We start from the raw sequence: 12,302 nt of genomic DNA on the forward strand, positions 1-12,302 counted from the left end.
GAAACGAGAAGTTTTCATGCGCATTCATGAAATCACCAATTGGGCTTACGGTCTGACGCTAGTCTTCACCGGTCTCTCCGCAGTTGCTTTCATCGCTTCGTCCCACAGCGCGGATCGCGAAAGAGCCGCCGTTGAACACCACCTGTCTCTTGACACCCTTGCCGAGGAATTGGCGCTTGGCGCCGATGAACGCACCAACGAAGCCCGGCTCTATGTGATGACCGGTGAGGAGCGCCGCCTCGTTTCGTTTTCTGACGAGGAGAGAGAGGAAAAACGGCTGGAGGGTACGATTGCCACCATCCGCTCGCTTGAACCGCCGAAGTCGGAAGTTGATCTGCTGAATTCGATAAGGCAGGACGCGGACTTTCTCGACGCCACGGAGCGCGGTGCCATCGATGCCTATCAGCAAGGAGATGTAGATAAAGCGCGTAACACACTTTTCGGCCCGGAACATGTGCGGGTTCACACACGCTTCATGGCGAATGTGGAGGATTTTCGTAAGGACACGGCAAACCGCACCCTTTCCGCGGTGCATGATGCGCAGTTTCGGGCCGATTTCTTCGGCGTGATCGCGCGCGTCCTGCTGGGCGCGACGGCAGCGCTTTTTCTTGGAGTGCTCTATTTCGTGCTGCGTCGGCGTGTCGCGATGCCCCTTGTCAAGATGGCCGCCGTCGTGCGTCGCCTGGCGCGACAGGACTATGAAGTCGAGGTCTTGCCTGATGAGCGGCATGACGAAATCAGCGAAATGAACAATGCGCTCGCGGTGTTCCGCGAAAACGGTCTCGAGCGTGAACGTCTCGATGCGGCGCGGCGAGCCGAGCAGGAGACCAAGGACCTCATTCTGCAGATGATGCACCGGCTGCAGGCCTGCCAGACACGCGGGGAAGTGGCGGAAATGCTGACCCGCTTCATGCCGCAGATCTTTCCCACGCTTGCCGGCCATCTGCTGCTGCTCAATGATCGGCGCACCACGTTGCGGGTGGATGCCACTTGGCTGGAGCCGAGGCGTTGTCAGGATCAGTTCGAGCTTTCCGACTGCTGGGCATTGCGTCGCGGTCATCCTCATGTCAGCGACGCGCGCGGCGGCGATGCTCAATGCAAGCATCTGCGCGAGGGGGGGCAGGAGGCGCTCTGCGTGCCGCTTTCGGCGCTGGGGGATACCATCGGTCTTCTCTATTTCGAGGAGATGGATGCTGCTGGGGCCTCCGGAGAAATATCGCGCCTCTACCTGGAGTTGATCGCGGAAAACGTCGCGCTGGCCATCGCCAATCTGGAATTGCGTGAACGTCTGACTGACATGGCTATCCGCGATCCGCTGACTGGCCTCCTCAACCGGCGTTCGCTGGACGAGATGCTGAACCGGTTCGCCGACGGGCAGGGCAGTTCGCTTGCCTGTATGATGCTCGATATCGACCACTTCAAGCGCTTCAACGATGAGTTCGGTCATGACGCCGGCGATATGGTCATGCAGCATGTTGCGCAGATTATCCGCGAGAGCGTGGCGGACCGCGGAAAGGCGTTCCGTTTTGGCGGGGAGGAGTTCACAGTGCTTTGTCCCGGCATGGAAATGGAGCAGGCGCTCGATATGGCGGAAACCATTCGTGTGACGGTGGCCGATGCTCCCCTCAACCATCGCGGCCGTCCGCTTGGCCGTATCACCGTTTCGATCGGCGTGGCGCAGTCACCGAGTGAGGGTCCGAGATCGACATTGGTCAGCCGTGCCGATGCGTCGCTGCTCAAAGCCAAGGAGGAGGGCCGTAACCGAGTGCGCCCCGGTCGCGAGCAAACTTTCGATCTCGCTCCGTTGATTGATAGCTGATTTGCGGATGACGGTTGAGTTTTGCGCTCGGCTGTCCCCGTTCACCGCACCGCGCTTGTATTTCCCTGTTTACTTGCCTGCGCCCTTTTCACGCGCCGACGAGGGTGCAACTTTAAGTGGCAATGCGCAGTGGAGAGGAGAAAGCTGGGAACTCTATATGATTGTTTAACATATGTAATCCGCATCGGGGCGTGGCGCGTTCCCGCCTCGTGCCACCTATCGAGGGAAATGCTCGACGTGCGTCTCGGCGCTACGACCGAAATACAGCACACGCTTACCGAGGAATGAGACGATGTATCCCGCGCAGCCCAGCGCCTTCACGTTCTTGCAGAATGCGGCGTATGAGTATTCAGGATGGTTCGCCTGCGCTCTTTTGATCTGCGCTACCACGCCGGGCTGGTCGAATTGCGCGGCGACCTTGTCCTGCGACGGCCGGTTCTCCAGTGTGACATTGTCCCCATCCGCAAGGAAATAAGTCGTCGTGTTGCGGCGATAATCGACGACGTAGCCTTCGAACCCGGCCTTGATTAACGCTCCGACGATGTCTGGAAAGGTCATTGTCTTGTCATAGGCCGCGTTTAGGCAGCGTTCGGCAATAGCCGTTTGTTGCGCATCCATGGCGCGTTCCTTTCATCGGCTGTCAATGTTCAAGTGGCGATCAGTCGACGGGAACGCTCGTCAGTTCGCGTTCCTCGGCGATCTTTCGCAGAAGCTGCTCAAGCCGTCGGCGTTCGTCCGGAGCGAGAGCGCCGAAAAACTCTTCGTCGTTCTCGTCCGCAAGTGCGGCCAGGCGCGGGACGAGCTCCCGACCCTCCCGGTTCAAGGCGAGCGTATGGGCGCGCCTGTCGGCGGGATTGGCACGGCGTTCTATCAGGGACTTTTCGAGAAGTCGGTCGGCGAGCTTCGAGATTGCGCCCTTCGTCATGGCCATCCGGTCCGCCAGCTGGGACGGTGCAACGCTCCCAGTGTCATAGAGGGCACGCAGGAAGACCCACTCCGCGACCGTGACCCCTTCGCACTCGACCTTCCGGGCAAAACTGAGGGAGACGCCATTCGATACCATCCTGAGCCAATAACCCAGATGGGCCTCCAGCGTTGATGGGGACGAACTCGACAGCATGCGACCTCACTTGTTGACTAGGAAACTATAAGATTTTTGTTTCCTAGTCAATCAAATTTATTCTGGCGCAGGAAGGCAATGAGGCCGTTGCGGCACGCGGGGCGCAGTCGAGGGTGATTTGGCATGTGCATTGCAATTTGGCGCACCAGAGATGATGAAGATGAGAACTTTGAACTGGAGATCGAGCTATGAGCAAATCGAACGCCCGCCTCAGCGATCTTGGTGCGCTAAGTGATGCGCTGGAGCAGAGAAAACGTCTGGAAACAGTGCGGGTATTCCTCGAAGAACATGATGCTGATGGTGAGCTCTTGGGTGCTATCGATGAGGCGCTTGATGATCTGGATTTATGGATCGACGAAGAGTTGCTTGCCCAAAGTCATCCACTCCCGAGACTGTCCTCTTAAATATCCTGACGATCATGAAACCAACATCCCGAAGCTGCACTTATCTGGGCAATAGGCCTATCTTGTGGCCCGTGGTTCGTTTGAGGGCAACAATCTGGAAGGCAGGGCAGTTCGATTGGAGTTGCTGCTAGCCGATCTCGATGGTTGTTTCGTTCGACATGAGCCAAGCCGACAAAAGTTCGGCTGATACGGTAACCTTATCGGGCTTTCGCAGCGCGCACTCCCAGACTGTTGCCACACGCCACCCGCTTTCCAGAAGCGCGGCGCGAACGGTAGCGTCCCGAGCCACGTTTGCCTCGAACTTGGCCTGCCAGAATTCCGGGCGCGTCGATGGAGTGGAGGTGTAGCGGCAGCCATTATGGCGATGCCAGAAACAGCCATGCACGAAGACAACCGCGTGGTGCTTCGGAAACACGAGGTCTGGTCGTCCAGGGACATGCTTTGCATGCAGCCGGTACCGGAAGCCACGCGCATGCAGTGCTCGACGAAGAGCCAGTTCGGGCTTCGTATCTTTTCCTCTGATTCCCGCCATCATGCGAGAACGGGTCTGCCTGTCGACTATATCCATCATGTGAGCCCTGGTATTCACTGCCGAACCTGGTATACACGGCCTGAACGATTTAGGTCAGGAGACTGAATGCCTTCCACTTTCGGCATTGTCGATTTGTTCGCCGGCCCGGGGGGGCTTGGCGAGGGCTTTGCGTCCATCGTCGAGGGTGGGCATGCGCCTTTCCGGATCGGAATTTCGATCGAGAAGGAGGCATCGGCTCACCGGACCCTGACGTTGCGTGCCTTTCTGCGCGAATACCGGGCACGTCACGATGCCTTGCCCGAACAGTTCATCGATTTCCACGCAGGGCTTGTCCCCGAACCGGATTGGTCGGTGGTCGACGCGGAAGCGTGGCGGCTTGCAATTGACGAAGCTCGTGCACTCGAACTCGGCACGGAAGCTGCTGCGACTGCGATCGATGGCGCCATCGTGAAGCTGAAGGACAAATACGCCGACACGATCCTCATCGGCGGCCCGCCCTGTCAGGCTTACTCCCTGGTGGGGCGCGCCCGGGCCAAAGGCAAGGTCGGCTATGTTCCCGAGAAGGATGGACGGCACTACCTTTTCCGCGAGTACATCCGGGTGCTCGACAGGCTTCGGCCCGCTGCCTTCGTGATGGAAAACGTCAAGGGCATGCTGTCCTCGACGGTCGAGAGCCGCCTCGTCTTCGAGATGTTAATGGAGGACCTGTCCTCACTCGGTACGGGCCACGGTCATCACTACGAATTGCGGGCGATCCGGTTGGCGGATGGGAAGGCCAGCCTGCAGGAGGCGGTGCAGTCGTCGGATTTCATCGTGCGCGCCGAGAACTTCGGTGTTCCACAGCGACGCCACAGGGTTATCATCGTCGGAATCCGCTCCGACCTTGCGAGCAGGGCCGCCGGTGCGGAGATCGCCGTCTCCAGGATGAAGCGTACGGTGGGCGATACCCTCGGGACAATGCCCGCGCTGCGCAGCGGCATCAGCCGTGGTTGGGACAACGCGACCACTTGGCGACATGAGGTCGTCGACGCGGCGAAACTACTGGCCGACATCTACACGGTGCAGGACGGCGGCTCGCTTCGGGAAGCCTTCGCCTCCGCTGCCAAGCGAATGAAAGAGGAGGCGCCGGTCCGTCGGGCCGCGTCATGTATGCCGGAAGGCTACGGCATATCGAACGATGAACTGTTGCGCTGGCTTGATAGGCCTGAGCTGCGCGCCATTGCCCAGCACGAGACACGCGGGCACATGGCATCGGATCTCGGGCGCTATCTGTTCGCCGCCGTGTTCGGAGCCGTACGCGGCTATAGCCCGAAAGCTGCCGATTTTCCCCTGGCGCTCAGCCCGGATCACCGCAACTGGCACAGCGGCGCCTTCAATGACCGCTTTCGGGTCCAACTGGCTGACGAGGCTTCGACCACTGTCACAAGCCACATCTCGAAGGATGGCCACTACTTCATCCATCCGGATCCGATCCAGTGCCGGAGCCTGACGGTGCGTGAAGCAGCCCGGCTGCAGACCTTCCCCGACGACTACCTGTTCCTCGGGAATCGAACCCAGCAGTACGTCCAAGTCGGAAATGCCGTGCCGCCGTTTCTCGCGCGTCAAATCGCTAAATTGGTCCTTTCAGCCCTGACTTCTTGATCGGTTGGTGCTGATCAGCGCTGCTCTTGCGTCGTCCATTGACCACCAAGGGCGTTGAGCATGTATCATGCGGTGGCAGTTCGAACAGACCAAGGCTAGGTCACTCAAGTTGGTCTTTCCTTGCTCACCGAGCAACGAAATGGGCAAGATATGGTGACATTCGATGAATTCCCGCCCCCTCTCTCCATACGTTTGCAAGAAATCGAAGCCGCAAACCTCACAGGCAAGACAGCCGTGCTTTCGTAGCGCGGCTTCCTTCTTTTTCTTTACGAGTGTAAGGTTACGCTCTCTGGAAAGATGAACTCGGGTCATTATTCGACCTTCTGGTGCTTCGAATTCGATATCGCCGAAAGTCGCCGCCTCGGCATCGCTAGTGCCAATTAACTTCAAAATCCCGGTTGCAACACGCGCTACTTCGTCCGTACGTCCCGAAAACTCCTCCCAAAGCTTAGCTTCAAGCCCGTTGCCATTGGGCAGGCCCTTTCTGCCGTTTTCAGTGTATTGGGGGTCATAAGAACTGAAGTTTCGCAACTTCATGGCGATTGCATCTGGTGTTCGCAAAAGCACTTCGTGTCCCGTCAGACCCAAGGTCTCGCCAACCTTCGCGATACGCTGCGTGAGTTCGCCAATTTCCTCGGATTCAGGACGAGGATCATAGTTGCGATTATTCAGATGATAATCCAATGCAATGATTAGCTCATCACGGGTCCAGTCTGGGTTTCGGCGTCGCCCAGGTCTTCCGAAAAACTCTCGAACTTTGTTGAGCAGCTCTTCATCGCTGCGGCGTATCCAATGATCGTGGACTGCTCGATCTCGTTCGCTGAGTTCAGCTCCTCGCTTCTGACCATCTGACCAGCCCTTTCGACCATTGTCGAAAAGGGAATCGAATATATCACGTGTATTCCTGAGCGTATGGCGAAACTGTTGTTGAGAGCGACCGTCCGAAAGTACGTCAAAGAACAGATCGTACGCACCATTCCAGCTATCGACGCCCAGTGAGGCAGGGGGCCTCGGTACTTCGCCATCTGAAAATTCTGTGCAACGGGAGAGAAAGTACCCGACCAATATAATGTCGTCGGATCGTTTCCGTGTCTCGCCGATGTCTCGAATTTTCGCCATTTCTGTAATGACCGAATGATCTCTATTGCTTGATTTCAGGAATGGACGAGGAATGAGGCGGGTAGTTCGCTGTTCTAACTTTAGCCCACGTGTCCGGACGTTTCGCCACTTCTGAAATCTGCTGGCCTGGGGCAATCCTGTTGAACTCGGCGTTCACGATGACCGCCCAGTCCCAGAGTAGATCCCGCAGACCACCTGAAATCCCCTGTCGCATCCAGATTTGCTCAAGGTTGAGCCTGTCGCCGAGTCGGTCGGCAACGATCGACACGACATAGGTGGCGATGTTCACCCACCCCTGACGGAAAATCTCCTTCGCTTCTTTCGTCTTGATCATGCTTTCGATTGCCTTGAACAAGATGACCTTTGCGATCATCGCCCGATACCAGGGGGCATCGAGCGGGTTCGGGACAATGGTCGGATCATCATCAAGAGCACTCATGAACGCTGAGAAGTTTTTCTCGCCTGCCATTGCGACTTGACTCGGCTTTCCGCGCCACGCTTCGTGGTACTTCGCAATGTCGTTCTTGGCCAGCTTGCGTTTTGGCGGGATCATCTCCTGCAACTTCCGACGCTTCGGCGGAGTGTTGCCATCTCTCAGCAACATCACGTTGTATGCGCCAGCCGCACGCTCATAGAACCACCGTGTTGTGCCGTCGGGGCACCATGTCTCGTTTGCCAGCTTTTCAAGCTGGACATGGAACGGACGGTTCGCCGACAGGTCGGACATCTTCACAGCGTTCTGACTGTTCGCATAGCGGGAGACGTTGCTGATCAGCCGCTCGCGTGCTTCATCGTGCGACACCTTGAGAATGATGATCTTCGCCGGGACCATGACATGACTCAGGTCGATGGTCCGATCGTCGCGGGACGCGAAATAGATGGTCGAGGTCGTCTGGCCGCCGTTTACGATCTGCAGGCCTTTCAGAAACGAAAGACCCAAGTTCCCGTCGTCAGACTGCTCGAACGCCGCTTCGTCGCAGACGAGGACAAGTCCGTTGTTGAATGCAAGGAAGTGCTCCGGTTCCTTTCGCAACGTTTCGACGATCCCCTTGTTCACCGCGCGCTTTGCGCCGAGGAAGGTCCGGACATTGGCTTCAAGCAGACGAGTACCGAAACGCAGGTAAAGGTCGCGGATGACCTGCCCCGGAATTGCAGTCAGGGCGTACTCGTAATCAGCATCCGGATCCGGGACATGGACACAGGGGAGCGGTCGGCCGATCGACTGGACAAAGCTGAGGGCGAGCTCATCTCGAGGCTTGCCGTCGGTGTGACGGAACAGCCTCTCCATGTCCATGGCCTCGACAGCGACCATCTTGCTGTGGACCTCCTTGTTCGAGAAGCGTTTGGTCTTGGTCTTGCCATCAGTGATCACGAACACCCGAAGGCGGTCGATATCGCTCCAGCGGGACCGGATAGTCGCGACCAAATCGCGGACCGGATGAGTGGGGTCAATCTTCGCGTCGAGATTTCCGCTCGCCGCGCGAAACAAAAAACGCACGCCTTCACTGGCGGTGGCTGTAGCATCCGTGTCGGCCAGATCTTGCAGTTGGTCAGTGCCAAAATAGTGGGTCACGAACAGGTCTAGGGTTGTTTCATCGGAGCTGAGAGCATAGCCCGTGATGCGAAGCTTCACGTTGCCGACCTTGCCGTTCCAGTGGCAGACGGTCGGCTCGTCACAGATCCCGGTGTCCGCGACGTGCTCCATTACCTTTTCCGCAAAGACAAGTTCCTCCGAAGGAAAGGGCCCTTCTCCAGCCTCAACGCGCTCGGCAATGGTCGTTTGCAGGTCGGATCGGAAGTTGCGGTGAAATTCTTCAAGGCTCATGTCAATCCAGTCCAAATTCTTTGATCAGTTCCGAAAGTCCGATTGAGGGGATTTCGAGGGCGTCAAGGTCGAGCACATAGGCAGCTGAGCGGATGGCCGCTGGCAGCGCGGCGCGCGTAAGGCGCGGCATATCACCTTCCACACGGAGTGCTCTTGCATCCTTCAATGTCAGCGTTCGCCCGTAGAGCGGTGCATGTTCGTCGAGGTACCCCATCACCATGAGCAACGCCTCGAATCCGCGCTGCACTCCGGCCAGTCCCAACCTCTCGCGGAGTTCGGACACGAGACCGGCAAGTGAGATTCCGTCCGTATTTTCCTCAAAGCGGAAGGCTGAGAGGAAAATGGGTGTCCTGTCACCATCCAGCTGCTCGATACTGTTGATCCGCGCGAGGAAGCTGCCGGTCCGAACCGTGCTTTTCACCTCTATCGCGCCACCCCGAACATGGAAGTCCTGCGCCGCTCGCAACGGTCCCTGCCAGCAGTCGAGGGCACCGGCTCCAAGGGAAGTGTCCGCGAGCAGCCTGAGCATCCACAGCTCGCCGAGCAGGCCGATCTGCACATCGGGCGAGAGTGGGCGGTGCGTTCGAGCCATGAAGGCCTGCCACTCCCTGACCCGCTCAAGGAAGGCGTCCAGGACATCCCGGTTCGCTGTGCTGGCTGCGGCTTCCAACGTCCTCAAGACATCGACGACCATTATAGCGAAGATATCTGGTGACCCCTCGGGCCGCCTCACGAGAGCGATAGCCGTCTTCCCGGCAAAGACACTTTGACCTTCGATGCATGAGACGTCGAAGCCCTTGCCTTCGGGCAGCCTTGCCGGATTGACCGGCCATGATCCGGGAAAGGAGACGATCAACGCTTCCCGACCAAGAGGAAAGTGACAACCCGCCTCGACCGAGACAGCACCCATTCCAGTGAGGTGGACAAATCGCCAGTCTTCCGCCGCCTCCTGGCGCGCGAGCGCTCGCCACGCACGTGCGAGCCCGTCTTCAGTCCACCCACTCATTAAGGCCTCCCCACAGTACGCTATTGGCGATGTACCTCGAGTTGGAGACCCTTCTCTCGGAAGTGCTTGACGGAAAACTGATTGCCCAAGCAACGACGGGATCGGCATCCTTCAACTCATCGACGCCAGCACCCTCGGGATCGAGCAGATAAAGCATGAGCAGGCCACGTTCCCGGCGAGCCGGTATGTCCGCTTCGGCGACGCCTTCTCCAAGTATGTGACGAATCTGCGGACCTCTCGGTTCGGACGGCGGCTCCTTGCCTTCGTTTCGATCCGTGTCATTGCGCCAGGTCTTCTGGCTGAGATCGCGCGCAGCCTTCCATTCCGGCTCGGTCAGATCGATGGCCTGATCGCGAGGCGAGATCAGGGTCTTGATCGAATATCGATCCGCATGTTCGGTCGTTCTCCTCCGCTTCAGCATGTTGACCGAACAACCGCTGACCGTCCGGTACTTGTCGTCCGGACCGCTGTCCTTTCCGATCAGCGCAACCGTCCAGCTCGTGAGCTCGCGATCCTTGTTCATCTCCTCGATGAAGTCCGCAATCAGCGGACTCATGATGCGGAAGCTGGCGGGGTGGGTCCTGTAGTCCCGCAGAAACGAGATGACGTTCAGGGCTGACACATCCCGCCAAAGATGACCGTACCACTTCTGACCTTGCGGAACGAAATGCTGATCGTTCAGATCCGTCGACGGGCCAAGTGAACCGATGAACCGATCCGAAGCATTGAAGTTTGCAGTGATGTCATCCTTCCGGTTGGGAAACACGATGGTCTGCAGAAGATCGCCCGAATAGGTCAGCTGCATCGCGCGAGCGTTTCTCATCTTGGCCCGAGAGGTCACGGTCAGCACTGAGTGCGATTTCACGCGGAGGCCGAACTGCTTGGGCGTGGCGCCCGCCGCGACCATGTTGTCGAATTCTTGGCGCAGCTCTTCCGCGGCATCGGCGATGTGGCCGAACCACTCCACCATTTCCTGCGACGTGTAGAGGCGGCAGACATCAAGGTATCCATCGCGGTAGCCGAACCACCGCCCCATCTGCATGAGTGTGTCATACATGCGTGCGGTTCGCAGAAAATAGCTGGTGCAGAGACCTTCGAGCGTCAGGCCACGCGCCAGCTTGTCGCCGCCGATGGCAATTACCTTGAGGCCGGTGCCATCGTTCTCGGCATAATCAAGTGCGTCCTTCGCCGTGCCGTTGATCTCTCGCACGCGAAAGTCCGATAGGACATCGGGGAGGACGGAACGAATGTCCGCCCACGAGAAGTCCTCCAGCGTTTCCCCTTCGACCAGGGCAGAACGGATTCCCTGCATGCCTGGCAGAAAGGTCTCTTCATACTCCTTGCGCATGGACGCCTCGAGGTCCGCAAGTTCGATGCCGCGGGTGTAGCGGCCCTTCAGATCTCGCACGTACTCGGCGACCTGGTTTACGACGGCGTTCTGTACCGAGGTGAAGCGGGTAACGTGGATGAGCATCGAGGAATGCTTGCTGCCCTGTCCCCGGAGCTTCCGCACCCCACAGGCATAGACGAAGGAACGGATCGCTTCTGCTAGCGAGTCCGGCACACGGTCCTCTCCCTGCCATCGCGGTCGGTAGCCGTTCTTGTGTCGTGCCGGCATCCACGGCTGGAACTCGTCGTCCAATAGCGGGCGCACCAAGGGCAGGTCTTCGGGCGTGCTGGAGGCCGATCCGAACACGCGTCCCGGCCCGACGTAGTTCGATGGTGCTGCAAGGCTGGTGATGAAGGCTGCCGGGAAAAGGTCCGGTCCGTGCTCCTGTGTCTGCCCGCGGTCATGGATGAAGATGTTTGCGAAGGGCGTGGCCGTGTAGCCTACATAAGCCTTCCGCGAGAAGTGGTGGAGGACCGACCGGATCAACCTGTTGATGGTCTTGGGCTCATGTTCGAGATCCGGGTTGCCGAACTCGTCCACGACGTCTTCGCCCGTGTCGACCGATCCATGATCGGACTCGTCATCGATCACCAGGAGAGGCAGATTGGTGACGAGCTTTCGACCCGTTTCAGGGTCGACCTGATTGGCGACACGGTTGCGGATCCAGTGCCGCAGGCGCTCGAGGACCGTCTTGTTCTTCTTGACCACGAATAGCCATGGTCGCTGTTCGGGGCTGATGTTCATCTTTGCCGCAAGGGCCGTATTGAAGTCGCCCTTGTCGCTTCGATTGGTTGCGGCGTTGGGACGAACGGACGTGTCCTTGTCGATCAGTCCCACACCGACTGCAGGGAGATCGTCGGCGTCAGCGATGGTGGCAAAGCCAAGGAACCCCTCGTCAAGGCGGATCTGTGTCTGGGCTCTCAGGTTGTTGTGCAGGCCGGCGAGCACGATGATGATCTTGTAGCCGGCGTCGGCGGCCTTGCAGATCAGCCCGGTGTAGTTGCCGGTCTTTCCCGACTGAACGTGACCCACGACCAGACCACGACGATCCCATGCGCCTTCCCGGGTGGGGTCCTCGATTTGCGACAGGACTTCATCGGTGGCGACGTCGAGGGCGTCGAGGGCCGTCCAGGGGATGCGCGCCTCCATGTACTCGGAATAGCGCTGCCAGTATGTCCAGCCCTTCTTCCTTTCCGCATCGAGCCAGGCGACATGGTCTTCGCCGCTCGATAGGGTGGCATTAGCGCCAACAGTGCGGCTCGACCTGCGGATCAGTTCGTCAACGAGCGCGTTCCGATCGATGAGGGCAAAGTCCTCCTCCATCATGATAGCAAGCTTATTCAGCTCCCTTTCGATCATTTCCGGAGTGACAGCACTTTGGGCGCGCTCCGCAGCAAGGCGGAGCATATTCTGCGCCATGGAAAGGATTGAATCAAAAGCCTTTTG

General features: G+C 58.5%; 10 protein-coding genes. 3 read left to right on the plus strand and 7 right to left on the minus strand.

All coding sequences use genetic code 11. The annotated features are described in order from the left end of the window. The first annotated feature begins 16 nt into the window (after positions 1–16). Positions 17–1,819, plus strand: coding sequence for a sensor domain-containing diguanylate cyclase (locus tag H4I99_RS09570; protein WP_163900444.1), 1,803 nt, complete (start codon positions 17–19; stop codon positions 1,817–1,819). 216 nt (positions 1,820–2,035) lie between these two features. Here the strand turns inward: H4I99_RS09570 and H4I99_RS09575 are convergent, their stop codons facing one another. Together H4I99_RS09575 and H4I99_RS09580 are read right to left on the minus strand one after the other, a co-directional pair. Further along, entirely contained in the window at positions 2,036–2,437 is a 402-nt protein-coding gene (locus H4I99_RS09575; RefSeq protein WP_163900442.1) for a DUF1398 domain-containing protein, read from the minus strand. 40 nt (positions 2,438–2,477) lie between these two features. After that, positions 2,478–2,939 carry a MarR family winged helix-turn-helix transcriptional regulator gene (locus tag H4I99_RS09580; protein WP_163900440.1) on the minus strand — a complete coding sequence of 154 codons (462 nt, stop codon included), beginning with the start codon at positions 2,937–2,939 and terminating at the stop codon, positions 2,478–2,480. Between the two features lie 188 nt (positions 2,940–3,127). On the opposite strand from H4I99_RS09580, the gene H4I99_RS09585 reads away from it, so the two are divergent. Then, on the plus strand, positions 3,128–3,343 hold the full coding sequence (locus H4I99_RS09585) for a hypothetical protein (protein WP_163900438.1): 216 nt from the start codon (positions 3,128–3,130) through the stop codon (positions 3,341–3,343). A 127-nt stretch (positions 3,344–3,470) separates the two neighbouring features. On the opposite strand, the gene H4I99_RS09590 is transcribed toward H4I99_RS09585, so the two are convergent. Beyond that, the gene (locus tag H4I99_RS09590) at positions 3,471–3,914 is read right to left on the minus strand and encodes a very short patch repair endonuclease (protein WP_163900436.1); all 444 of its coding nucleotides are present in this window, start codon (positions 3,912–3,914) and stop codon (positions 3,471–3,473) included. Positions 3,915–3,980: 66 nt separating this feature from the next. Here H4I99_RS09590 and H4I99_RS09595 point away from each other — a divergent pair, with 66 nt between their 5' ends. After that, positions 3,981–5,516, plus strand: coding sequence for a DNA cytosine methyltransferase (locus H4I99_RS09595; protein WP_163900434.1), 1,536 nt, complete (start codon positions 3,981–3,983; stop codon positions 5,514–5,516). Here the strand turns inward: H4I99_RS09595 and H4I99_RS24335 are convergent. The 4 genes from H4I99_RS24335 to H4I99_RS09615 are packed head-to-tail and all read right to left on the minus strand — an operon-like array spanning position 5,499 to position 12,263. After that, entirely contained in the window at positions 5,499–6,635 is a 1,137-nt protein-coding gene (locus H4I99_RS24335) for an HNH endonuclease (RefSeq protein ID WP_206110883.1), read from the minus strand. The genes H4I99_RS09595 and H4I99_RS24335 overlap by 18 nt on opposite strands. A gap of 22 nt (positions 6,636–6,657) precedes the next feature. Beyond that, on the minus strand, positions 6,658–8,460 hold the full coding sequence (locus H4I99_RS09605; protein ID WP_163900430.1) for an AIPR family protein: 1,803 nt from the start codon (positions 8,458–8,460) through the stop codon (positions 6,658–6,660). A 1-nt stretch (position 8,461) separates the two neighbouring features. Next, entirely contained in the window at positions 8,462–9,466 is a 1,005-nt protein-coding gene (locus H4I99_RS09610; protein WP_163900428.1) for a PD-(D/E)XK motif protein, read from the minus strand. Further along, positions 9,450–12,263 (minus strand): Z1 domain-containing protein, encoded by a 2,814-nt coding sequence (locus tag H4I99_RS09615; protein WP_244624988.1) that lies wholly within the window; start codon positions 12,261–12,263, stop codon positions 9,450–9,452. The genes H4I99_RS09610 and H4I99_RS09615 overlap by 17 nt, the downstream gene beginning before the upstream one ends. Positions 12,264–12,302 lie beyond the last annotated feature (39 nt).

Origin of the sequence: Paenirhizobium daejeonense (assembly GCF_014280875.1) — a bacterium.
GTDB classification, from domain to species: domain Bacteria; phylum Pseudomonadota; class Alphaproteobacteria; order Rhizobiales; family Rhizobiaceae; genus Allorhizobium; species Allorhizobium daejeonense.